Source organism: Streptosporangium lutulentum (assembly GCF_030811455.1).
Classification (GTDB): domain Bacteria; phylum Actinomycetota; class Actinomycetes; order Streptosporangiales; family Streptosporangiaceae; genus Streptosporangium; species Streptosporangium lutulentum.
The window spans coordinates 10,080,297-10,105,042 of the sequence record NZ_JAUSQU010000001.1 but is presented as its reverse complement, the minus strand read 5'-3'; the positions used below and the strand labels follow the sequence as shown (position 1 = coordinate 10,105,042).

Annotated in this window: 14 protein-coding genes; 7 read left to right on the top strand and 7 right to left on the bottom strand. The window is 73.1% G+C overall.

Going from position 1 to position 24,746, the window contains the following annotated elements; translation table 11 throughout:
* Positions 1 to 46: 46 nt before the first annotated feature.
* Positions 47 to 784, top strand: a complete 738-nt coding sequence (locus J2853_RS45395; protein ID WP_307568199.1) for an aspartate/glutamate racemase family protein — start codon at positions 47 to 49, stop codon at positions 782 to 784.
* Positions 785 to 948: 164 nt separating this feature from the next.
* On the opposite strand, the gene J2853_RS45390 is transcribed toward J2853_RS45395, so the two are convergent.
* From J2853_RS45390 to J2853_RS45360, 7 genes are all read right to left on the bottom strand, one after another.
* Positions 949 to 5,457 carry a non-ribosomal peptide synthetase gene (locus tag J2853_RS45390; protein ID WP_307568197.1) on the bottom strand — a complete coding sequence of 1,503 codons (4,509 nt, stop codon included), beginning with the start codon at positions 5,455 to 5,457 and terminating at the stop codon, positions 949 to 951.
* 56 nt (positions 5,458 to 5,513) lie between these two features.
* Positions 5,514 to 6,725 (bottom strand): cytochrome P450, encoded by a 1,212-nt coding sequence (locus tag J2853_RS45385; protein WP_307568195.1) that lies wholly within the window; start codon positions 6,723 to 6,725, stop codon positions 5,514 to 5,516.
* 10 nt (positions 6,726 to 6,735) lie between these two features.
* Positions 6,736 to 6,933 carry an MbtH family NRPS accessory protein gene (locus tag J2853_RS45380; protein WP_307568193.1) on the bottom strand — a complete coding sequence of 66 codons (198 nt, stop codon included), beginning with the start codon at positions 6,931 to 6,933 and terminating at the stop codon, positions 6,736 to 6,738.
* A 12-nt stretch (positions 6,934 to 6,945) separates the two neighbouring features.
* On the bottom strand, positions 6,946 to 7,698 hold the full coding sequence (locus J2853_RS45375) for a thioesterase II family protein (protein ID WP_307568191.1): 753 nt from the start codon (positions 7,696 to 7,698) through the stop codon (positions 6,946 to 6,948).
* Positions 7,695 to 9,488, bottom strand: a complete 1,794-nt coding sequence (locus J2853_RS45370; RefSeq protein ID WP_307568189.1) for a non-ribosomal peptide synthetase — start codon at positions 9,486 to 9,488, stop codon at positions 7,695 to 7,697. Before J2853_RS45370 ends, J2853_RS45375 begins: the two co-directional genes overlap by 4 nt.
* Before the next feature lie 349 nt (positions 9,489 to 9,837).
* Positions 9,838 to 10,527, bottom strand: coding sequence for an NADPH-dependent FMN reductase (locus J2853_RS45365; RefSeq protein ID WP_307568187.1), 690 nt, complete (start codon positions 10,525 to 10,527; stop codon positions 9,838 to 9,840).
* A 75-nt stretch (positions 10,528 to 10,602) separates the two neighbouring features.
* A complete protein-coding gene (locus tag J2853_RS45360) occupies positions 10,603 to 11,838 on the bottom strand; it encodes an AMP-binding protein (RefSeq protein WP_307568185.1) in 1,236 nt (411 codons plus the stop codon).
* Positions 11,839 to 12,109: 271 nt separating this feature from the next.
* On the opposite strand from J2853_RS45360, the gene glyA reads away from it, so the two are divergent.
* From glyA to J2853_RS45330, 6 genes are all read left to right on the top strand, one after another.
* Positions 12,110 to 13,444, top strand: a complete 1,335-nt coding sequence (gene glyA, locus J2853_RS45355) for a serine hydroxymethyltransferase (protein WP_307568183.1) — start codon at positions 12,110 to 12,112, stop codon at positions 13,442 to 13,444.
* 67 nt (positions 13,445 to 13,511) lie between these two features.
* On the top strand, positions 13,512 to 17,570 hold the full coding sequence (locus J2853_RS45350) for a non-ribosomal peptide synthetase (protein ID WP_307568181.1): 4,059 nt from the start codon (positions 13,512 to 13,514) through the stop codon (positions 17,568 to 17,570).
* A 21-nt stretch (positions 17,571 to 17,591) separates the two neighbouring features.
* Positions 17,592 to 20,918, top strand: a complete 3,327-nt coding sequence (locus J2853_RS45345; protein ID WP_307568179.1) for a non-ribosomal peptide synthetase — start codon at positions 17,592 to 17,594, stop codon at positions 20,916 to 20,918.
* Complete coding sequence (locus J2853_RS45340) at positions 20,915 to 22,354, top strand: condensation domain-containing protein (protein ID WP_307568177.1); 1,440 nt, start codon at positions 20,915 to 20,917, stop codon at positions 22,352 to 22,354. Before J2853_RS45345 ends, J2853_RS45340 begins: the two co-directional genes overlap by 4 nt.
* 11 nt (positions 22,355 to 22,365) lie before the next feature.
* Complete coding sequence (locus J2853_RS45335) at positions 22,366 to 23,493, top strand: acyl-CoA dehydrogenase family protein (RefSeq protein ID WP_307568176.1); 1,128 nt, start codon at positions 22,366 to 22,368, stop codon at positions 23,491 to 23,493.
* Positions 23,494 to 23,551: 58 nt separating this feature from the next.
* Positions 23,552 to 24,643 carry an acyl-CoA dehydrogenase family protein gene (locus J2853_RS45330; RefSeq protein WP_307569037.1) on the top strand — a complete coding sequence of 364 codons (1,092 nt, stop codon included), beginning with the start codon at positions 23,552 to 23,554 and terminating at the stop codon, positions 24,641 to 24,643.
* Positions 24,644 to 24,746: the final 103 nt, after the last annotated feature.

Sequence of the window (24,746 nt, the reverse complement as noted above, 5' to 3'; positions counted from 1 at the left end):
GTGTCGTGAGTATTGTTTCGATGTCGCCGAGGAGGTCACGTCCACCATGGATTCGAACAACGCTCATCACGGGCCCGTGATGCGGAACATCGGCCTGATCGGCGGCATGAGCTGGGAGTCCTCGGCCGAGTACTACCGATTGCTCAACGAGGAGACCCGGCGGCGTCTCGGCGGCCACCACTGCGCCCGAAGCCTGCTGCTCACCGTGGACTTCGCCGAGATCGAGGCCCTGCAGCGCGCGGGCGACTGGGAGACCGCGGGGCGGCTGCTGGCCGAGGCCGCCGGGACCCTCGAACGGGCGGGGGCGGAGATGGTCCTGCTCTGCACCAACACCATGCACCGGGTCGCCGGGGTGATCGAGGCCGGGATCGGCGTGCCCTTCGTCCACATCGTCGACAGCACGGCGGAGCGGATCACCGCCGCAGGTCTGACGACCGTCGGGCTCCTGGGCACCCGGTTCACGATGGAGATGGACTTCTACCGGTCCCGGATGCGCGAGCACGGCCTGGAGGTGCTGGTCCCGGCCGAGCCCGACCGCACGCTGGTGCACGACGTCATCTACCGGGAGCTCACCCAGGGCCGGGTCGAGGACTCCTCCCGCACCGCCTATCGACGGATCATCGCCGACCTGGCCGGGCGCGGCGCCCAGGGGGTCGTCCTCGGCTGCACCGAGATCACCCTGCTCGTCGGCCCCCGGGACAGCCCGGTCCCCGTGTTCGACTCCACCCGCATCCACGTCGAGCACGCGCTGGACCTGGCGTTGGGCGTCCCGATCGCACGGTGACGAACGCCTTCTCGTCCGGGGGAGGCGCGAACCGTCGATCGGGGTCACGACCGGCGGAGACGTGGAACCCTGGAACGCACGCGCACCGGGGAGTCCCGGGCTGGACCCCGCTGGATGCGGCCCGGCGCTCTTCTCTCGCGGACCGCATCCAGCTTTGGGGTGGCTCAGCGGGCTCTGCGCACGACGGCGAAGTAGCCGGGAACCTTGACGGACGCCGTGTCGGACTCGGGATCCACCGCGTCCAGTTCGACGGAACCGGACGCCACGTGCTCCCAGCCGTCGGCGACGTCGAAGAACCGCTCGAGTTCGGCGTCGCCGAACCGGCTGGAGTGCAGGACACCGGCCCGCTCCAGCGGTCGCACCAGCGTCGTGGCCCGGCCGCGGTCGCCGCCCACGGCTCCCACGTAGCCGAAGGACGACTCCTCGTAGGCGGGTTCGAGCAGGATGAGCACTCCCCGGTCGCCCATCAGCTCGCTCACCGTCTCCACGAAGCCGGCGCGGGCGGCGTCGTCGAGCACGTGGAGCACGGCCCGGACGAACACGTTGGCGTCGCCGATCTCCTCGGCGAGCTCCGCGCCCTCCTCGGGCCTGGTCGCGTCCAGGGTCTGGAACGCCGTGCGCGGGCAGCCCTCCGACTCGGCGACGGCGTGGGCGATCGCGCTCGCCGAGACGTCGGTGCCGATCGCCGCGGGGAAGTGGGCGGCGAACGCCCGGGTGAACCGCCCGTTGCCGCAGCCGATGTCGACGACGGGAAGCGCCCGGTTCATGCGGTGCACGGCCACCGAGACCCACGCGGCGAGCTCGGAGTCGCTGTCGGGGTCCCACAGCACGTCGCCGCCGGCCCCGGTTCGCTCGACCCCCGCCCAGAACTGTTCCCAGGCGTTGCCGGTGTCGCGGGTCTCCCGTTCCGCGGCCTCCGCCGTGGCCATGGCAGCGACGTCGAACGGGCCGAGGCCGAAGGATTCGCACTGCCAGGCGGCCGGGTCGTCGACGAGCCGCCGCAGGATCTCGGTGTAGGCGTCGAACATCTCCTCCACCAGCCCGTCGGGAAAGAGACCGGGCAGGAAGTCCCAGTTGAACAGCAGTTCCCCGGCGACCTCGAACACCTGGAAGTCGATGGAGACCTGCGGCGTCTGCGAGATGGAGTAGGTCGCCGCGCCGAGTGAGGCGGCGAAGGCACGCGGCGGGTGCCCGGCCAGGCTGGTCATGACGATCGGCATGGCGGGAGCCATCGTGCCGCGCTTGCGGGCCAGGGCGCGCAGCACCTGGACCCCGCTGAAGTAACGGTGCTCCAGGTCCGCCCAGAGCTGGGCCTGCAGCGCCTGCGCCCGCTCGGCGAACGTCCCGTCGAGCTTCTCCACCGCCAGAAGCATCGTGGTCGTGGTGTCGCCCAGCAGCCCGTTGATGTCGGGGTGCAGCGGCAACCGGTTGAAGATCGGGAAGTTGACGGTGAACCGCTCCATGCCGCTCCACGCCCGCAGCGTCTCGGCGAATATCGCGCAGAGCAGGACCGACGGCGTGACCCCGAACTCGGTGGCCTGTGCCTTCACCCGGTCCCAGGTCACCGGGTCCAGGCGGTGGTCTCGGCGGTCGAACCGGATCGGCAGCGTCTCCTGCTCCGCCGGCCTGGCGGGCAGCACCGGCGCCGGCGGCAGGGAGTCGATGCGGTCGAGCCAGTAGATCTCCGACCGGCGATGGACGTCGCTGGCGGTGAGCCGTTCGCGGCTGCCGATGACGTAGTCGCGGAACGTCAGCCGCAGCGGCGGCATGTCCTCGTCCGGGTGCTCGTAGAGCTGGACCAGGTCGGGGATCAGCACCTGGAAGTAGCTCCAGGCGTCGGAGATGAGGAAGTCCAGGCTCAGGTGGATGCGAACCTTCCACGGTCCGGGCAGGATCGACAGCCGCACGTCGAACAGCGGCCAGTGGCCGTCGTCCAGCACCTGGTGCGACAGGCGCTCGCGCAGCCGCAGCAGCGTGGCCTCGGCCTCGCCGGGGTCGGCGTCACGCAGGTCCAGGACGTCGATGTCGTACTCCGGCGGCTCGGCGAGCACCTGCTGGAGCGCGTCGGGCCGGATGACGGTGCGCAGCGCGTCGTGGCGCAGGACCAGTTTGCGCCAGGCGGTCTTGAAGCGTTCGACGTCGAGGTGGTCGCTCTCCCACTCGAAGTAGCCGTGGCAGCCCACGTTGCCGAGGTCGACGGCGTCGCCGCGGCCGACCCACAGCGCCTGCTGGCACTCGGTGAGCGGGAACGGCTGGAAGCGGTTCTCGGGGTCGGGCTCGATGGCGGACATCCCGCCGAAGTCGGACCGGCCGGTGGTCCGGCTGGTGGTGATGAGCTCGGCGAGTCCCGCGATGGTCGGGCTGCGGTACAGGTCGGGCAGGCTCAGCTCCACGGCGAACGCCGTGCGGACCTCGTCGATGAGCCGGAAGGCCAGCAGCGAGTGTCCGCCCAGCTCGAAGAAGTTGTCGTGCACGCCGATCCGCTCGGCGCGGAACAGCACCGCCCAGATCTGCTCCAGCCTGGTCTCCGTCTCGTCGCGGGGGGCGACGAGGTCCGCGCCGGTGTCGAGCGTCGCCGGCTCGGGCAGCGACTGAAGGTCGAGCTTGCCGTTGGCCAGCCGGGGCAGCGCGTCGAGCGCGACGACGGCGGCCGGGACCATGTACTGCGGGAGCCTCCGCGAGACGTAGGTGCGCACGGTCCGCGCCTCCACGGTGGCGGGGGCGACGTAGGCGACCAGCCGGGTGCCGCCCCACTCCTCCTCCCTCGCGACGACGACCGCCTCCGTCACGCCCGGCGCCGCGGCCGTCACGGTCTCGACCTCGCCGAGTTCGACCCGGAACCCCCGGACCTTCACCTGGGCGTCGGAGCGGCCGAGGAGCTCGACCACCCCGTCCGGCCGGTAGCGGGCCAGGTCACCGGTGTCGTACAGCACCGCCGACGGCTCCTCCGGCAGCGGGTTGAGCCGGAACTTGGCCGCGGTCAGCTCCTCGCGGTCGTGGTATCCCCCGGCGACGCCGGCACCCGCGACGTGCAGGCGTCCGACCACTCCGACGGGAACCGGGCTGCCGAACTCGTCGAGGATGTAGACCCTGAGGTTCGCGACCGGGCGGCCGACCGGCACCTGTCGCGCGGCGCGGACCTCCTCGGGCGTGGCCTGGGAGGTGAAGTCGAACCCGGCGCCGATATCGAGGCAGGACAGCACGTTGGTGGTCTCGGTCGAGCCGTACGTCATCACGACCTGGAACGGCGTGTCGGCGGGAGGCCAACTGTGCACCCGCTCGGCGGTGGTGACCAGGACGCGCAGCCGGGTCTCGGCGGGCCACTCCAGCGGCCACACGCGTTCGGCCAGCGCGGCGACGAGCATCGTGTGCGTGATCCGCTCGGCGACCAGCCAGTCTCTGACCTGCTCGGGCGTGCGCTCCTCGACCTCTCCCACGTGGACGGTGACGCCGAGCGCGAGGTAGGGCATCCATTCCATGAGCTGTACGGCGAACCCGGGCGTGGACAGCCAGGAGGCCCGGTCGCCGGGGCGCACGCCGTACGCGCGCCGGGTCCAGTGGACCAGGTTGACCAGCGCCGCGTGCCGCTCCAGCACCGCCTTGGGCCGTCCGGTCGAGCCGGAGGTGTAGATGAGGTGGCTGACGGTCTCCCCGGTGAGTTCCACGGCCGGGGCGCCGGTCGGCTCGGCGTCGAACTCGGGGCTGTCGACGCGCAGCGCCCGCACCCCGCCGGGAATCCGGTCGAGCAGCGCCTCGGGGGCCAGGACGGCGACGGGTCGCGAGTCCTCGACCATCTGGACGACGCGCGCGTCGGGGTTGACGGGGTCGAGCGGCACGATGGCCGCACCGGATTTGATGACGCCCAGGGCGGCGACGACGAAGTCGGCCCCTCTCGGGCAGAGGAGACCGACGCGTTCGCCCACGTCCGCGCCCACCCTTCGCAGGAAGTGGGCGATCTGGTTGGCCCGCGCGTCGAGCTCGCCGAAGGTGATCACTCGGGTCCCGTGGACGATCGCCGGAGTGTCCGGCGCCGCGGCGGCGCACGCGCCGACCAGCGCGGGGTAGTCGTCGTCCGGCCAGTCCGCGGCGGTGTCGTTCCACTCCACCAGCAGCCGCCTGCGCTCGTCCTCGGTCAGCAGCGGCAGCTCGGCGATGGGCACGTCCGCGGCACGGCGCGCGGCGGCGGCCAGGGTGCCCAGGTGGCGTCCCATCCGCGAGACCGTCTCCGGCAGCCACAGGTCCGCGGCGGCCAGCAGCACCGCGCCGTCTCCGGTGGCGAGCAGGGCGAGATCCGCGCTGATTCCCCCGCCGTGCGGGGTGGTGGTCAGGGCCACGGTCACGCCCCGGGTCTCCGCCTCCGCCTCGGGAACGCCCTGACCGACCGCCCGCGACGTGACGCGCGCGGCCAGCACGCGCACGCTGTCGGCGGCCGTGACCCCGTAGCGGTGGGTCAGCCCGTCGGGCCCGGTCAGGGCGATGTCCACCGCACCGCTGTAGCGGTGCAGGAACGCGAGAAACACGGCGGTCCACCATGTCTCGGTCCGGTTCGCGACGGGTACCGGCACGCTCACGTAATCCGTGGGTCCCTCCTGGGACCTGCTCCGGTCCGTCGGCAGGTCGAGATATTCGGGTACGGCCGTCCGCCCGTCGTGATCAGTGATCTTGATAGCCACGGTGATGCCTCCTTGGCGACGCGGTGAAGACTCGGGGGAAGGAGAAGGGGAAGGGGTCAGGCGGTTACGGGAACCCTGGCCGGCGAGAGCCGTACCGGCAGCCGGCGCAGGCCCCAGGTGAAGTTCGACGCGTTGTACAGCGGGTCGCCGGTCAGCTCGATCCGCTCGATCCGTCGTGCCAGCTCCTCCACGAACACGCTCAGTTCCAGGCGTGCGAGCCTGGCGCCCAGGCACAGGTGGGGTCCGTGGCCGAAGGCGATGTGCCGGTTGGGCGTGCGGTCGACGAGGAACCGGTCGCCGTGGGCGAACAGCTCCTCGTCCCGGTTGGCGGAGACGTTCCACAGCGTCACCCGGTCGCCGGGTTCCACGCGGACACCGCCGACCTGGACGGGACGCATCACGGTACGCAGCGCGTGCACGCCGGGTGTCGTCCAGCGAAGGATCTCCTCGGCGGCCGCGGGCGCCCCTGCCGGGCCGGCCGCCCGCAGCAGGGCCCACTGGCCGGGATCGCCGGCGAGGGCGAGCACGCCTCCGGCTGCGGAGTAACGCGTCGTCTCGTTCGCTCCGGCCAGCACGCCGTTGCAGTTGAAGATGATCTCTTCGTCGGTGAGCGGCCGTTCGCCGCCGGGGACGTCGGCGGCCCGGCGCTCGGCGGCGATGACGCTGACGAAGTCGTCACCCGGCCTGGTCCTGCGCTCGTGCAGCAGGTCGGCGAAGTAGAGGAAGATCTCGCCGTGCGCGCCGCTGCGCTCGGCCTCGTCCTCCGACTCGAAGGCGGCGGTGGTGATGTCGCCGATCCACTCCCAGTCCTCGCGGGGAATGCCCATGAGCGCGCACACCACGTAGTTGGGGATCTTCTTGGCGACGTCGATGAAGTCGACCTCCTCCGCCTCGGCCGCCTCACCGATCACCTCGGCGACGACCTTCCGCACGAGGGCCTCCATCCCGGGCATGGTCGAGGGGCCGAAGGACCTCTGGAGCACGCGCTTGAGCTGGGTGTGGTCCGGGGCGTCGGAGACGATCAGCATGCGCTGGGAGACGGCCGCGACGGCGCCGGGGTCGCTGTCGAGGCGCATGCCGTACCGCGAGCTGAACGACTCGGTGTCGGCGTAGACGGCGGCGATGTCCCGGTAGCGGCTGACCACCCAGAAGCCGGGGCCGTCCGCCTCGGGGTGCCGGTGGACCGGCGCGTGTCTCCGCAGCCAGGCGAAGACGGGCCAGAAGGCGTCGCGGGCGAAGAGGCCCGGATCGAGAAGGTTCACCTCCATGTCGGCCATGTCAGAGCACCGCCGTCCGGCGCAGGTGAGGCGGGCGCGTGTCGGTCCAGTGCTCGTCGACGTGGCGGGCGCACTCCTCCTCGGTGCCGGTGAAGCCGGCCGGGCACCAGCCACGGGGCGCGCCGGTCCCGTCCGGGTGCAGCGCGTACTGGCCGGCGTCGTTGACCAGCACCGTGTAGTGGCGGATCTTGTCGTTCACCTCTCGCTCCTCTCAGACGACTCGGGCGGCGTCGCGAAACCGTGCACGCAGCAGGGGCAGGACCGCTCCCGGGTACTCCAGGCAGAAGTAGTGGCCGCCGGGGAACAGGCGGCGGCGGAACCCGGCGCCGGCGTGGTCGCGCCAGCCGGTGAGCTGTTCGGGTGTGACGGTCTCGTCGGTCTCGCCGCCCCAGGCCTCGACCGGGCACAGCGCCTGGCCGACGTCGTCGTGCGTGTACGTCAGGGACAGCCGGGCGTCGTGCCGCAGGACCTCCAGCGCCAGCTCGCGGCTGTCCTCGTCGAGGTCGTCCTCGCCGAGTCCCCGCGCGGCCAGCAGCCGCACCAGCTCCTCCTCCCCCTCGACCAGGCCCCGGCCGGCGCCGGCCCACATGCCGGGGGGACGGCAGGCCGCGACGACCAGCGCGTCGGGCCATCGGTCGTGGTGGTACCCGAGCCTGCGGGTGATCTCGTAGCCGAGCAGCCCGCCGAAGCTGTTGCCGAAGACGACGAGCGGCAGTCCGGGGGTGAGCGCGCCGGCGAGCTCGGCGACGACCGCGTCGACGACCTCCCCGACGCTGTGGGCGGGCGGATCGGTGAAGCGGTTCTCCCTGCCGGGGAGCTGCACGCCGACCACGGACACCTCCGTCCCCAGCGCGTCCTGCCACGGGCGGAACTGACCGCAGCCCGCGCCCGCCTGCGGCAGGCACAGCAGCGTCGGGCGGGTGTACGGCTCGGGCAGCCACGACACCAGCCACGGGCGGCTCACGACGACCCCACGAGAGACGCCTCGTCGAGCTCGTCCAGCGTCGCCGCCAGCCCCGCCGCGGTGGGGCTGGAGAGCAGGTGCGCCATCGTCAGGCGCAGCCCGGTACGGCGGCGCAGCGCCGAGACCGCCCGGGCGGCCAGCAGTGAATGCCCGCCGAGCTCGAAGAAGTCGGCCTCCACGTCCTCGACCGGATGGGTGAGCAGGTCGCTCAGCACGTCGCACACCACGCGCTCCCTCTCGCCCTCCGGCGGCCGTCCGGCCGGCGACGCGGGCCGGAAGGACCGGGAGAGCGCGACGCGGTCGACCTTGCCCGTGGAGAGGGTCGGCAGGGCCGTCACGACGTCGACCGCGGCGGGCACCATCGCCTCCGGCAGTCCCGCCGCGCAGCGTTCCCTGACCTCGGCCGCCAGCCGGACGTTCCCGGCGGAGTCCGATGCCCCGGCGCCGGACTCCGCCGGGCCGCCGGACGAGGGCACCACGGCGAGACCGACCGCGTCGCCGGTCTCCGTGACGAAGGCCGCGGCGGCGCGGACGCCGGGTACGCGCAGTGCCACGCGTTCGATCTCACCGAGCTCCACCCGCAGGCCCCGCACCTTGACCTGGTCGTCCAACCGGCCGTGATACTCCAGCTGCCCGTCCGGCCGCTCGACCACGACGTCGCCGGTCCGGTACATCCGGGCGCCCTCGCCCTCGAAGGGGTCGGGCACGAAACGCGAGGCGGTCAGGCCCGGCCGGTTGCGGTATCCGCGGGCGAGGGCCGTGCCCGCGAGATAGAGCTCTCCCGGGACGCCGGGCGGCACCGGGCGGCGGTGGTCGTCGAGGACGTGGGCGCGGTAGCCGGGAAGCGGCCGGCCGATCGTCGAGACGTCGTCGCCGCGGCGGCTGTCGGCCCACGTGGCGGCGATCGTCATCTCGGTGGGGCCGTAGACGTTGAGGAACCTCCGCTTTCCGGCGAACCTTCTCACCAGCTCGGGCGGGCAGGGCTCACCGGCCACGACCAGCACCTGGGCGCTGGGGATGTCTCCCGAGCAGGAGGCGAGCAGCGACGGCGTGAGACAGACGGTGCGCGGGCGAACCGCGTCGAGCGCCGCGTCGAGGCCCTCCTCCAGATCGACGAGGGCGACGCCCTGCCCGTGGGACAGATACAGCAGGGTGCACCACAGCCACCCGTCGAACGCCGGGGAGACGGCGTTGACGCCGAGCCCGCCCGGGGGCAGCTCCAGGAACGCGAGGGCGTCGAGCAGGGTGTCGAGCCCCCGGTAGGTCACCTCCACGCCCTTGGGCCATCCGGTGGTCCCGGAGGTGTAGATGATGTAGGCGCAGTCGTCGGGATCCGGCGCCGTGGCCCACGCGCTCGCGCGCCGTTCGACCAGTTCCGCCGGGATGAGCGTGCGCGACTTCGGGACCGTCGCGCCGGGCGGCAACCGGTCGCCGAGCAGGATCCGCACCCCGGCGTCGCGCAGGACGAAGTTGAGCCGGTCGGCGGGATGGCGGTCGTCGACCGGCACGGCGATCGCGCCCGCCCGCCAGATCGCGAGCAGGCTCGGCACGAGCCAGCGCGACCTGCCGACGCAGAGGCCGACAGGGGTCTGCGGGCCGGCTCCCGCGTTGACGAGAGCGGCGGCGATGGCGTCCACGTGACGGGAGAGCTCCGCGAAACAGAACTCGCCGTCCGGCGCGTGGACGGCTGTGGCCGTGGGAGTCCGCAGGGCCCACCGCGTCACCGCCTCGAGGACGCGGTGGGCGGCCGGATACTCACCCGGCGCGCCCGGCGTCAAGCTGTAGGTCATCGGAACTCCTGCCTCGTGACGTGGCTCGCGCACAGTCCGCCCAGCCGATAGCTGACTTTGATATCCGACATATTCAGAAAATAAATAGAGTCGGTTAAAGCCGGGTTATCCATGTCAGCGATGGTGACGAAAGGCGGAACCGACGAAGAATCCCCGGGGACGTACCGTGGAGGATTCCGGGAAACGCCGCCGTGCCCGGCGTCGGGATCTCCGGCGCGGTGGGCGCCGGGACGGCGGTCGCGGGCGTCGTGAAAAAGCGCGGGGCCCGCGCGCCGGTGAGGTTCGGACCGAACGCGAGGAGGCGTCGCCCTCGGCGGCCCTGGCGCGGGCGATCACCCGCCGGTGAGGTTCAGACCGAGCGCGAGGAAGGCTGCGACCAGGAGTGCCGGTACGGCTCCGAGCCCCCGAGGGAGGGGCCGGCCAGGACGCTCAGGGCGTCCGGTGTCTCCGCGGCGTCCGGCTCGGCGTCCTCGGGCCAGAGCCTCCGCATCGTGAAGCCCAGGAACAGCACCTGGTCGAGCATGAGGTCGAGCTGCCGCCTCGTGCGCTCGTCCGTGGGAGCGGCGTCGCCGTCCTGCAGGGAGGCCGTGGTCACGCCGACGCCCAGCGGTGTCGGCCACCCTCGCATGGCGTGCACGATGGCGCGCATGGTGGCCAGGGTCGCGGCCGCCCCCTGCTCCCCGCCCGCCAGGGCGACGCATCCCACCGCTCTCTCGTCGAAGAAGGGGCGCTCGTCGGCGGCCAGCTCGTTGACGTAGTCCAGGGCGTTCTTGAGCAGGCCCGACACGCTGCCGTGGTAGGAGGGCGTCACCAGCACGATGCCGTCGGCGCGTGCCAGGTCGTCCAGGAAGCGGATCACGTGGGGACCGTGGAGGCCGGCCTTCCCGTAGAACGGGAAGTCCAGCTCGGCGCCCCGGAAGAGGGTGGCGGTGGCGCCCCTCGAAACGCATTCCCCGGCGCACCAGCGGGCCAGTCGTTCCGTGCGCGAGTCGGCGTTCAACGCGCCGCTCAGCACGGCGACATGAGGAGTGGTAGGCATTTTCGCTCCTGCTCTGTTCGGTTGGCGGGATGAGTCGCGGTTGAGCGGAGGGCAGGAGCACCGCAGTCCGGGCGTCTACCCTCCGGGTGTCCTGACCGGGCCGTCGTCGAGACGCTCCAGGACGCCGTCGTCGTTCAGCCGCACGCGGTGTTCCGTGGCGAACATGCGGCTGCCGTCCGCGGCGAAGGGGTCGGGGACGAAGCGGTTCACCGTCGCCGCGGGATCGTCCAGGTAGCCGCGGGCGACCACCCGGCCCCCGACGTAGAGGGCGCCGGCGTCGCCCACGGAGAGCGGCCGGATGTCCTCGTCCAGGGCGTACAGGCGGCATCCGGGGAACGGCGGGCCGATCAGCACCCGCGCCGGGCCGGTCCCGCCGTTGAGCACGGTGCACGCGGCGCACACGACGCCGGTCTCCAGAGACCCGTAGAAGTACGAGGAGTGCCGCCACGGTCCGGGCCGGGCCGTGGGGTCGTCGTGCGACAGGACCACCTCGGCCCCGCCGCTCAGCGTGTAGAGGACGTCGGCGTTGACAAGCTCGCAGGACAGGCGTCCCGACACCGAGACGCGGTCGCCCGCGTGGATCGGTGGCGCGCCCGCCAGCAGGGCGTCCAGCTGCCGGTTCTCCAGCACGACGCCCCGTGACCCGCGGTCGGCGGGATGGTAGAGCACGCAGGCCGCGTCGGACGAGAGCGCCTCGGACTCGGGGGCCGGCGGACCGGCGTCCCGCCGGCCTTCGGGGTCCGGCCAGGTCACGAGGTCCGCGCCGATGTGCGCCAGGGTCTCGGGGCGATCCGTGACGACCACCCGCACCCCGCTGTCGGCGATCACCAGGTCCCGCCAGTCCTCGTCGTCGGCGCTGTCGATGGGCAGGTAGGCGGCGCCGGTGAGGGCGACGCCGAGGATCGCGGTGAGGGCGGGGGCGCCGAGCGGGAGGCACAGCGCGACCCGGTCCTCCGTGCGGACGCCGAGCGCGGCCAGCCGTCCGGCGAGCCGCCGCGCGTCCTCCACCAGTTCGCCGTAGGTGAGGTGCCGGGAGGCGTCGCTCAGCGCGACGGCGTCCGGGCGGGCGGCCGCGACCTCGGTGATCCGGCTGCGCCAGCCGTCCGGTTCGTCGTCGGCGAGGTCCGGCTTCCCGCGTGGCCGCATGTCCCACCACAGCTCGGCCACGTGGACCAGACACTCATCGCGCGTGCTGACGAACCCGATCTGCGACCAGCCTCCGGGCATGGCGTCGTCCAGGGGCCAGATGCCGTACTGCCCGCGAACATTGACCACGACCTGGAAGTACCGAAGCGGCGGTCCCGTCGTCATTGGCCCTCCAGAGGCATCCCGTCAAAGCGGCCGTCAAGCGGTTCGCCACCACCCTCCCGCCCGGCGGTTACTGGGTGGTTATGCAGGACATCCGTGTCCGGGGCCCTCGCCTCTCCGCGCTGAGAACGTCGCAATTTAATCGCAACTAATTCCAATAAATCATCATAACCAGCGCTTAACTGAAGGTGATTATTTTCCGGTCGTGGATCGAATTCAATCGCCCGCCCGGAGACCTTTCTCCGGACGGGACATCTGACGACTGGAGGCCCACATGGTCCGGTTGGCCGAATTTCACCGGCGCGCCGCGGAGAGCCTGGCCGCCGAGGATCCCGAGATCTTCCTCCTGCTGGAACGCGAGCTGCGCCGCCAGACCGACACCCTGGCGATGGTGGCCGCCTGCAGCACCGCGCCGCCCTCGGTGCTGGCCTGCGCCGGCAGCGCGCTGGCGAACGTGACGACGGAGGGCTACCCGGGCGCCCGCTTCCACGCGGGCTGCGAGGTGGTCGACGACGTCGAGCGGCTGGCGGTGGCACGGGCGCGCGAGCTGTTCGGCGCCGCCTACGCCAACGTTCAGCCCCACTCGGGCAGCTCCGCGAATCTCGCGGTGCTGTTCGCCCTGCTGGAGCCCGGTGACACCGTGCTGGGCATGGACCTGGACGCCGGCGGGCACCTCACCCACGGGTCCCCGGCGTCGGTCACCGGAAGGTACTTCCGCACGGTGGGCTACGGGGTGGGCCCCGACGGCTTCATCGACTACCACGAGGTCGCCGAGCTGGCCCGGCGCAGCCGGCCCAAGCTGATCGTCTGCGGCGCGAGCTCCTACCCGCGCGCCATCGACTTCGCCCGGTTCCGGGAGATCGCCGACGAGGTGGGCGCCTGGCTGCTGGCGGACATCTCCCACATCGCCGGGCTGGTCGTGGCCGGCGAGCACCAGAGTCCGGTCCCGCACGCCCACGTGACCACCACCAGCACCTACAAGCAGCTCTACGGGCCGCGCGGCGGCCTCATCCTGTCCGGCCCGGACGCCGACCGGCCCGGCCTCAACGGGCGGGGGACGCTGGCGGGCACGCTGCAGCGGGCGGTCTTCCCCCGGGCCCAGGGCACGCCCGACCTCGCGGCGGTGGCGGCCAAGGCCCGGGCGTTCGCCGCCGCCTCCACCGGCGCCTTCCGGGAGCTCGCCCTGCGCCTGCGCCTGGACGCCGGGAAGCTCGCGATGGAGCTGGTGGACCGCGGCCAGAACCTGATCACCGGCGGGACCGACAACCACCTCGTCCTCATCGACGTGGGGGCCAAGGGCCACACCGGCGTCGTCGTCGAGAGGGCGCTGGAGGAGTGCGGGATCATCGTCAACAAGAACCGCATCGTCGGCGACACCAAACCGGCCCACGTCACCTCCGGTGTCCGTCTCGGCACCAACACGCTCGCGCTGCGCGGCATGGAGCCCGGCGACATGGCCGCCTGCGCCGACCTCTTCTGCGGGGCCGTCGAGGCCGTGGAGCAGCTCGGCGACGTGGACTACCGGCTTCCGGCGGCGGCCCGCGACGACATCCGCGCCGCCGTCGCCCGGCTGTGCCGGACATTCCCCATGCCCGGCTACGACCACTGATCCCGTCCCGGTCACCGGCCCGTTCCGACCGCCGGCGACGCCCCCCGAAGACGTATGGAGGTTCCCGGTGAGCGACACCCTCGCCGAACGCATCGCCACCCTGCCCGCCTCCCGCCGGGCGCTGTTCGAGGCACTCGCGGGCGCAAGCGCCAAGCCCTCCGAGCAGGAGGATCCGGCTCCCCAGGCCGACGGCGAGCCGGCGGTGATGTCGTTCGCCCAGCGGCGGCTCTGGTTCATCGACCAGCTCCAGCCGGGGTCCCCGGCCTACAACGTGCCGGTGGCCACCCGCATCCGCGGCCCGCTGGACCACCGGGCACTCCACGGCGCCCTGCAGGACGTGGTGGACCGGCACAAGGTCCTGCGCACCGTCTATCCCGGGCGGGGCGAGGAGGCGGTGCCCGAGGTCCTGCGGGGCCACCGGCTGCCCCTGCCGGTCGTCGACCTGCCGGACGAGGCCGCGATCGGCCCGTTCTACGCCGCCGACGCGACGGCCCCGTTCGACCTCGCGTCCGACGTCCCGGTCCGCGCGGCCCTCGGACGGCTGGGACCCGAAGACCACGTCCTGCTGCTGAACGTCCACCACATCGTCACCGACGGCTGGTCGATGCGGCTGCTCTTCACCGAGCTGGAGAAGGGCTACGCCGCCCGCGTGGCGGGCGGGGGCGCCGGAGCGGGCCTGCCGGACCTTCCCATCCAGTACGCCGACTTCGCCGCCTGGCAGCGTGGGCGGATCGACGGCGATCGCCTGGAGCGGCTCACGGCCTACTGGACCGGCGAGCTCGCGGGCGTGACGCCGGTGGACCTGCCCACCGACCGGCCCCGGCCGCCGCTGTTCGGTCACGAGGGGGACTCCCGCTACGTCGAGCTGCCCGCCCCGCTCGTCGCGGCCCTGCGCGAGCACGGCAGGTCCGAGGGCGCCACGCTCTACATGACCCTGCTGGCCGGGTTCTCCGCCGTCCTCGCCCGCCACGCCGGCCAGGACGACGTCGTGGTCGGCACCTCGGTCTCCGGGCGCGACCACCCCATGGTCGGCGACCTCATCGGCTTCTTCGTCAACACGCTGCCGCTGCGGATCAGGACGGGCGGCGACCCGACGTTCAACGAGCTGATCCGCACCGTCCGGGCCACCACCCTGCAGGCCTACGCCCACCAGGAGATGCCGTTCGATCTGATCGTCGACGCGCTCAAGATCCCGCGTGACCCGAGCCGGCCGCCGCTCACGTCCGTGATGTTCCTGCTCGACGAGACGCCGGACACCGCGCCGGAGCTGGCGGGCCTGCGGACCGAGCCGATCGACTTCGAGTCGGGCGTCACCAAGTACGACCTGATGATCAGTGTCCACGACACCGGCGACGCCGTCCGGGCGCTGGTGGAGTACCCCACCGCCCTGTTCGACGCCACGACGGTCGACCGGTTGCTCAACCGTTTCCTCACCCTGCTCCAGGCCGCGGTCGAGCGGCCCGGCGTCCCGCTGGGCGACCTGCCCCTGCTGACCGAGGCGGAGACGCACACCGTCCTGCGCGAGTGGAACGCCACCGAGACGCCCTTCCCCGCGACGAGCTGCCTGCACCGGCTCTTCGAGGAGCACGCCGACCTCCGTCCCGGCGCGCCCGCCCTGATCTGCGGCGGCCTGGACGGCTGGACGATCACCTACCGGGAGGTCGAGGAGCGCGCCAACCGGCTGGCCCACCACCTGATCGACCTGGGGGTGCGCCCGAACCACCCGGTGGCGCTGTGCCTGCGCCGCGGCCCCGGCCTGGTGGTCGCGATCCTCGCCGTGCTCAAGGCCGGCGGCGCCTACGTGCCGCTGGACCCGGACTACCCGCCCGACCGGCTGGCCTTCATGCTGCGCGACGCCGCGGCGCCGGTCGTGGTCACCACCTCCGAGCTGGCCGCGCGGGTCCCCGCCGGTGAGGACGCCGCTCGGGTGCTGCTGGACGCCGACCGCGCGGAGATCGACGCCCGGCCGTCCCACCGCCCCGCCACGGGGGTCACCGCCCGCGACCTGGCGTACGTCATCTACACCTCGGGCTCGACCGGCACCCCCAAGGGGATCGCGCTGGAGCACCGCGGGGTCGTCAACAACCTGCTCGACCTCAACCGGTCGTACGGCGTGCGCCCCGGCGACGCGGTCCTGTCACTGTCCTCCCCCAGCTTCGACATGAGCGTCTACGAGGTGCTCGGCATGCTCGGCGCGGGCGGGACCCTCGTGCTGCCCGAACCCGCCGCCGCCCGGGACCCCGCTCACTGGGCCGACCTCATGATCCGCCACGGGGTCACGGTGTGGAACTCCGCCCCCGCCCTGCTGGACCTGCTCCTCGATCAACTGGAGCACGCCGGCGGCCCGAACCTGCCGAAGCTGAAGGCGGCCTTCCTCGGCGGCGACTGGATCCCGGTCACCCAGCCGGACCGGATCCGCGCCTTCGCCCCCGGCCTGGCGTTCGCGGCGCTGGGCGGCGCCACCGAGGCGTCCATCCACTCCATCGAGTTCCCGGTCCACCGGGTCGACCCCGCCTGGACGCACATCCCCTACGGCAGGCCGATGGCCAACCAGCGGGCCTACATCCTCGACGAGCGGTCGCGCCCCGTGCCGATCGGCGTCCCCGGCGAGCTCCACCTGGGCGGGGTGGGCCTGGCCAGGGGTTACCTCAACCGGCCGGAGCTGACCGCGGAGAAGTTCGTCACCGTCGAGCCGGCGCCGGGGCTCACCGAGCGCCTGTACCGCACCGGCGACGTCGCGCGCCACCGCCCCGACGGCGTCATCGAACTGCTGGGCCGTACCGACTTCAGGATCAAGCTCAACGGGCTGCGCATCGAACCCGGCGAGGTCGAGAGCGCCCTGCGCGCGCAGCCCGGCGTGCGCGACGCCGTCGTGGTGGCGCACGGCGGCGAGGGCGCGGCGCGGCTCGTCGGCTACCTCGTCCCCGAGGAGGGGGCCGAGGTGGAGCCGAGCGCCGTGCGGACCGCGCTGGGCGGCGTCCTGCCGCCCCACGCCGTCCCGTCCGTCCTGGTGACGCTCGACCGCCTGCCGCTGAGCCCGAACGGCAAGGTGGACCGCGCCGCGCTGCCCGCGCCCGCCGCGCGGAGCACGCCGAGCGGGCAGGACCGGCGGGACGAACGGGGCGAGGTCCCGGACGACCCGCTCGTCGAGCGCGTAGCCGGCGCGTGGCGCGACGTCCTGGACGTCGGAACCGTCGGCCCCGACGACGACTTCTTCGACCTCGGCGGCGACTCCTTCGCCGCGGTGCGCGCCGTACGGGCGGTGCGGGAGGATCTGCGGGTCGTCGAGCTGTTCGTCAACCCGACACCGCGACGGCTCGCCGCCCGGATCGCCGAGCTCACGGCGGCGACCGCGTCCGGGGTCGCCGGCCCGCACCGGCTGCTGTACCGGTTCACCCCTGAGCCGGTCCGGGAGCCGGAGCTGACGTTGGTCTGCTTCCCGCACGGCGGCGGCGACGCCGTCGTCTACCAGCCGCTCGCCGCCGAGCTTCCCCCGGAGATCGCCCTGATAGCGGTCTCACCCCCCGGGCACGACCCGATCGCGCCGGGACCGATGATTCCCGTCACCGAGTTCGCCGAGCTCGCCGCGACCGAGATCGCCCGCACGGTGCGGGGGCCGTTCGCGGTCTACGGCCACTGCGCCGGCGTCGTCGCGGCGCTGGAGACCACCCGCGTCCTGGAGACGTACGGCCACCACCCCCGCGCGCTGTACCTCGCCGCCGCGCTGCCGGAGGACGACCCCGAGTACTCGCTGGAGATGGAACGGGTCTCCACCGACGAGGCGCTCGTCGCGTACCTGCGGTCGATGGACGGCTTCGACGGGGTGCTCGACGAGCGCGACCTCACCGCGGTGGTCCGCATGGTGAGGCACGACATGACCCAGGCCGCCCGCTTCTTCGGCCAGACGGCGGACGGCTTCCAGCCGCGGCTGTCGACCCCGCTGACCTGCGTCATCGGCGACGCGGACGAGGCGACCGAGGGATACCGGGAGGGCCACCTGGCCTGGGGCCGGTACGCCGCCGAAGTCGGTCTCGCCGTCGTCCCCGATGGGCGCCACTACTTCGCCAAACACCTGCCACGGCAGCTCGCCGAGCTGCTGACCGAGCTTCACCGGCCAAGCCGGTGACCACCGCTGACGGAGGATACGATGAGCGACCTCGCCGAACGGCTCGGCCGACTGCCCCAGGGCCAGCGATCACGGCTTCTACGGCAGATGCGCGGCCAGATCGCCCCGGCCGGCAACCGTACCGCGCTGACACGTCTCGACCACGGCTCCCGGGCCAGGACCTCGTTCCAGCAGGAACAGATGTGGTTCGTCGATCGGCTCGGAGGCGGCCGCAACCGTAACAACATCGCGCTGTCGATACGGCTGCGCGGCCCCCTCGACCCCACCGCGCTCCGCGAGTCGGTGAACTCCGTGGTCCGCCGCCACCAGGTCCTGCACAGCAGGCTGATCGAGGTGGACGGGCTGCCCTGGCAGGAGCCGATCCCCGGCTACGTGGTCGGCGTCCAGGAGACGGACCTGTCCGGCCAGGACGATCCGGAGCGGGAGCTGTCCGAGCTCACCGCCTCCGACGCGGCGGCCCCGTTCGACCTGGCCGCCGGTCCGCCGATCAGGGCCAGGCTGGTCCGCCTGGCCGACGACGAGCACGTGCTGCTGTGGGTGGTCCACCACATCGTCTGGGACCCGAACTCGACCCGGGTGTTCACCGAGGAGCTGACCTCCGGCTACGAGGCGGCCGTGGCCGGCCGCGAGCACGACCTGCCGGCTCTCCCGGTGGACTACGCCGACTTCGCGGCCTGGCAGCGGGAGAAGCTCGACGCCGACCGGTCCGCGGCGCTGGCCGAGGCCTGGCGGCGGATCATGGCGGGCTCCCAGGCGACCGAGGTCATGTCCGACTTCCCGCGGACGCCCGAGACCCGGGGCGAGGGCAAGGGCCTCTCCCTGACCCTGGACGGCGAGACGCTCGGGCGGCTGTCCGCGACGGCGGAGGCGGCGGGCACGACGGTGTTCACGACCCTGCTGGCCGCGTTCAACGCGCTGCTGCGCCACTGGACCCGCTCCGAGGACATCGTGGTCGGGACCGCCAGCGCCTCGCGCCCCCATCCCGACCTGGAACCCCTCATCGGCTGTTTCGTCAGCATGATCACACTGCGTACCGAGGTCAGCGACGACCTGACGTTCCAGGAGCTCCTCGGCCGCACCTCCTCGACGGTGATGGACGCGTTCGCGCACAGCGAGCTGCCGTTCGAACAGGTCGTGGAGGCCGTGCGCCCGCCGCGCGACCCGCTGCGCCACCCGCTGTTCCAGATCGAGTTCACCTCCCTGGGCCGCTGGGGCGCCCACCGCGTCGAGGCCGGCGGCGTGGAGTTCTCCGTGGAGCAGAAGCACGACGGCGCCGCGAAATTCGACATGAGCTTTCTGGCCGGGGAGAACGACGGCCTGGAGCTGTCGCTGGAGTACAACACCTCCCTCTACCGGTACGGCACCGCGACCGGGCTGCTGGAGGCCTTCCGGCAGGTGCTCACGCAGGTCGCGGAGGACCCGGAGGTCCGGATCGGCGAGCTCAGCCTGGTCGAGGAGCCCGGCGCCTCCCGGCACGCGCGTGAGCTCTCCCGGGGCGGCCCCGTCGACGAGGCGGCCTACACCACGACGCTGGACCGGTTGTTCCGCGAGCGGGCCCAGGCCTCACCCGGGGCGACCGCGATCAGGTCCGGGGACACGGTGATCGACTACGCGACGCTCGATCGCTGGTCGGAGGCCGTCGCGTGCGAGCTGCGCGCCCGCGGCGCCCGGCGGGACGAGCCGGTGGCGGTCTGCCTCGGGCGAGGCCCCTCGGCCGTCGCGGGGGTGCTCGGCGTGCTCAAGGCGGGCGCCGCCTACCTGCCGATCGACCCGGCCGCCCCGCCGGAGCGGGTGAACGCGATCGTCACCGACGCGTCGGTGCGCCTCGCCCTGGTCGAGCCCGCCGCGCCCGGTCCGCTGCCGGCGCACCTGGAGACCCTCCCGGTCGGGGCGCCGCCGCCCACCGGGGAGGTGGCCGAGGTGCCCGCGTCGTCGGAGCCCGGCGACCTGGCCTACGTGCTCTACACCTCGGGCAGCAGCGGCACCCCCAAGGGCGTCATGGTCGAGCACCGCTCGGTCACCCACTTCTCGCGGGCCATCGCGGCGGACTACGAGATCACCGCGGGCGACCGGGTGCTGCACTTCGCGCCCCTGACGTTCGACGTGTCGGTGTTCGAGATCTTCACCACGTTGCTGGCCGGTGCCGAACTGGTCGTCGCCGACGACGCCGAACGGCACGATCCCGAACTCCTGACAGCGCTCATGCGGCGCGCGGAGGTGACGGTGGCGGAGCTGCCGCCCGCGCTGATGCCGCTGCTGGACCAGCGGCGCCTGCCCGGCCTGCGGCTGGTGTCGGTGGGCGGTGAGGCCTTCCCCGGCAGGCTCGTGGCCGAGTGGACCGCCGGGGACCGGCGCTTCGTCAACGGTTACGGACCGACCGAGGCCACCGTCGCGGTGACGCTCATGAACTGCGTCGGCTCCTACGACCGCAACCCGCCGATCGGGCGGCCGATGACCGGTCACCAGGCGTTCGTGCTGGACGAGCGGCTGCGGCCCGTGCCGCCCGGCGTCCCCGGCGAGCTGTGCGTGGCGGGACCGGGCATCGCGCGCGGCTACCTCGGGCGGCCCGGCCTCACCGCCGAGAGGTTCGTCCGCAACCCCCACGCCGACGGGGAGGCGACCGCGCGGCTGTACCGGACGGGCGACCTGGTCCGCTGGTTGCCCGGCGGCAACCTCGACTTCCTCGGCCGTACCGACCGGCAGCTCAAACTGCGGGGGTTCCGGATCGAGCCGGGCGAGGTCGAGTCGGTGCTCGCCCTGCAGCCCGGCGTGGAGCGGGCGGTGGTCACCGTGGTCCCCGGATCGGACGGCGAGCGCGTGCTCGTCGGCTACGCCGTCGGGACCGCGGACGCCGAGACCGTACGGCGGGGCGCCGCCGCGCTGCTGCCCGGATACATGGTCCCGGTCGTCGTCATGATCGACGCGCTGCCGCTCACCCCCCACGGAAAGGTGAACCTCGCGGCCCTGCCCCTGCCCGCCGACGCGACGGACACGGAGAGGACGGCCCCGCGCGACGCGATCGAGGAGAAGATCGCGCGCGACATCGTGGCGCCGTTGCTGGAGCGGGAGCACGTGGACGTGGAAGGGGACTTCTTCGCCCTGGGCGGCAGCTCGCTGCAGGCCACCACCGTGGTCTCCCGGGTGCGCGGTCACTTCGGCGTCGACATCGCGCTGGCGGACTTCTTCTCCCTGCCGACCGTCGCCGGCCTGGCGACGCTGGTCCGCGACACCCAGCGTGACGCCGCCGCCCAGCAGGACCGGCTGCTGTCGGTCTTCGCCCAGATCGAGCAGATGAGCGACGAGGAGGCGGCGGAGATGCTCCGCTCGCTGGGCGGTGAGCCGTCGTGACCGCCGGGCTCACGAGCCCCCGCCCGGAGGCGGGCGCCCGGACGCGCGACGAGGACCTCCTGGCCGGGCTTCCGGCGCACAAGCGGGATCTGGCGCGTCTCCTCCTGCAAGCACGGGCGCCCGTGCCCGCCCATCCGGTGCCACGCGAGAAGAACGGCCCGGTTCCGGCGACCCCGACGCAGGCCCGGCTGTGGCGGCACGCGGGCGGCGCCCCCTCGGCGGGGACGGGATCGCACGCCGTACGGCTGCGCGGTCCGCTCGATCCGGGAACCCTGGCCACCGCGCTCACCACCGTGCTGGGACGGCACGAGGCGCTGCGCACGCGGCTGGCCGACGGCCCCGGAGGTCCTCTGCAGAGCGTCTCGGCGGAGCCGTACCTGCGGCTGCGGACGCTGGACCTCTCCGACGTCTCGGCGGCGAACCGCGCCGCCGAGACGGCGCGGCAGGTGGCCCGGAGCGCGGGGCGGGCCCTGGACCTCGCCTCGGGCGAAAGCACCCGGTTCCGGCTGCTTCGCCTTGGCGAGGACGACCACGTGCTCATCCTCGCGGCGCACCTGGCGGTCTTCGACGGGTGGTCGTCGGCGGTGTTCCTCAAAGACCTGTCCGACGCCTACCGGGGGCGCGTCTGCGCCCCGCCCGCGCTGCAGTTCCCCGATTTCGCCGCCTGGCAGCACCGCTGGCTCGACGGGCCCGGCGGGACCGCCGAGCTCGACCACTGGAGGCAGGCCCTGGCCGGGCTGCCCGCCGTCCGCCCGGAGCGCGGATTCGACCGCGGCCACCTCCCCGTCGGCCTGGACCCGAAGGCCACCTCCGCCGGGTTCGCGCTGGGCTCGGCCGAAGGCGCGACGCCGTTCATGACACTGCTCGCCGCGCTGGCCGTGGTGCTCGCGCGCCGCGGGGAACGCCGGGGCGACGGCCGCGACGTGGTCGTCGGGACCCCCATGGCCGGCCGGGTCTTCCCCGGGATGGAGGACATGGTGGGGCAGTTCACGACGGTCGTGCCGATCCGGGTGGACTGCTCGGGACGGCCGTCGTTCCGAGCCCTGCTGCGCCGGGTGCGCGCGGCCGTGGCGGACGCGCTCGCCCACCAGCGGCTGCCGGTGGACACGCTGTTCGGCGAGGGCACGGATCGGTCCGTCCCGCCGTACTCGGTCCTCTTCGCGCTGCACAACTACCCCGCGGTCCCGCTCGACCTGCCGGGGATCGAGGTGAGCCAGGTCCCGGGCCCTCCGGCCCGGCACCTGGAGCTCTACAGCCCGGTCCCGGCGGGGACCCTGGCCTGCGTGGGGCTGGTCGAGCGGGACGGCCGGGTATCCGGTACCGCCGAGTACAACCGCCTCGCGGCCACCGCCGCCGAGGTCGGCGACCTCGTGGACGGCATCGGGGATGTACTGTCCGCGGCCGTCGGCGAGCCGGAATCCGCCCTACTCACCTGAAAGGAGGAACCATGCTCACGTCTGAACTCCTGTGGGAGCACAGCGAGGCGCCGGTGCGGGCACTGCGCGACGAGATCCGCGAGATCCTCGCCACGGCGCCGATCGCCGAGGCCCGGCGGCGGCGTGATCCTCGGCCGATCCACCGGGCACTGGGCCGCGCGGGGCTGCTCGCGCCGCAGTGGCCCGTGGAGTACGGCGGCCGGGGCGTGAGCCACGTGACCGCCGCCGTACTGGTCGAGGAACTGGCCATGCACGACGTCCCGGACCTGCTGCACACGCTGACCGTGTCGATCGTCGGCACGACGCTGCTGAACTGCGCCGGCCCGGAGATGCGGGCCAGGCACCTGCCCGGCTTCGCCGCGGGCACCTCCTACGGCTGCGTGCTGTTCAGCGAACCGCAGGCGGGATCGGACCTTTCGGTGCTGTCCACCCGGGCGGCCCGCCACGGCGACGGCTACCGGCTGTACGGCACCAAGACGCACTCGATCTTCGCCAAACTCGCCGACTCGGCCCTCTGCCTGGCCCGCGACGACAACGACGCGCTGACCCTGTTCCTCGTCCCCCTCACCGGCGAGGGGGTCGGCATCGAGCCGATCCCGGCCCTGATGGACGACAACTTCCACGAGGTCACGCTGAACGGCGTGACGGTGGGCGCCGAGGACGTCGTGGGCGATCCCGGCCAGGGCTGGGCCATCGTCGTCAAGACCCTGGCCTACGAGCGGACCGGTCTGGACTACTACGTCAAGGCGCTGCGCTGGCACCGCGCCGCCACGGAGCGGATGCGGGACGAGTTCACGCAGCACGACGCGATCGGCCTGGCCCGGCTCAACACCCGTCTCGTCGCGGCGGGCACGCTGGTCCGGCGGGTCCTGACCCGGCTGGACCGGGGTGAGCTCAACGAGGACGAGGCGGCGGCGGCGAAGTGGTACACCACCGAACTGGCCGCCGAGATCGCCTGGTGGGCCGCCGAACGCGGCGGCGACCGGGCGATGATCGCGGAGGAGGACGGGATCGCCGATCCCCTCGACGTGGCGGCACGCGAGGCGCCGGGAATGCGGATCTCGGGCGGGACCTCGGAAATGATGCTCGAGACGCTGGCCCGGCTACGTCTCGACTCCGGGGTGGAGGTACGGCCGTGAACGAACACGGCGGCGCCAGGACACCGGACGACCGGAAGGGGGAGGCACGGTGACCACGATGGAACCGATGACCGGCGAGTGGTGGACCGACTGGGAGGAGGAGGATCCGCTCTTCCGCCAGCTCCGCCTGACCGTGCGGCAGACGTTACGCGACAGCGGCGGGAGCCCCAAGCAGGCGTGGGACGCGCTGACCGACGTCGGCGCCTGGGATTTCGGGGTACCGCTGGACCGCGGCGGACTGGAGCTGGGGCACGCCGTGGTGAGCATGCTGTGCGAGGAGGTCGGCTGCTCGACGCAGCCGCTGCCCCTGCTCGGCACGCTCGTCACCCTGGACCTGCTCTCCGCCTCGTCCACCCACCCCGGCCTGCTCGACCAGGTCAGGACGGGCGAGTTGCCGGTCCCGATCCCCGGCCGGCTTCCGGGCCTCGCCGGGTGCCTGTCCACCGGCCTGGAGTGGCGGGCGGATCCGGCCGGGGGCCGCGGCCTGCTGTCCGGCACCGCGGGCCCCTTCTCCGTGGGGGTCCAGCCGGGCGCCCTGTTGCTGCTCACCGAGACCGGGCAGGGTCCCGAGGCGAGCCTCGTCACCCTGCCCGCCACCGGCGTGGAGCTGCGCGAACTGGCCGACCGGGGCGGTGGGCCGACCGCGTCGGCGGTTCTCACCGACGTGCGCGTCTCCGAGGAGTCGGTGCTCCTTCGAGGTCATGAGGCGGAGCAGGCGCTGGCCCGCGTGGGCCTGCGCGTGGCGGTCTACCAGGCCGCGCTCCTGACCGGACTGGCCGCGGCCACGCTCACGGCGGTGGTGGAGCGGATCCGCAGCCGCCAGCAGTTCGGTCAGTCGCTGGTGAAGCACCAGGCGCCCCGGCTGCGGGTCGCGGGACTGCTGGCCCGGCTGGACGCCATCCGCTGGGCCGTCGCCGACGCCGCCAAGTCCCTGGACAAGGGGGCGCTGGGATCGTCGGACGCGGCCGGGCTCCTCGCCCTGACCGCGGAGACGGCCCTGGACGTCACCCGTGAGGCCGTGCACCTGCACGGCGCGTCCGGGCTGGCCCGCGACTCCGTCGTGGCCTCCTGCTACCGGCGGGTCGCCTGGGAGGCGCTGCGCGGCGGCCGGCCGACCCTGCTCTGGGAAACCGCCGCGGGCACGTACTGACGCCCGCCACGACGAAGGCCCCGCCCACCGGTGTACCGGTGGGCGGGGCCTTCGTCGGGAGAACCGCCCGGCGGCGGAACGGAGACCCCGCGATCCGCCCGGG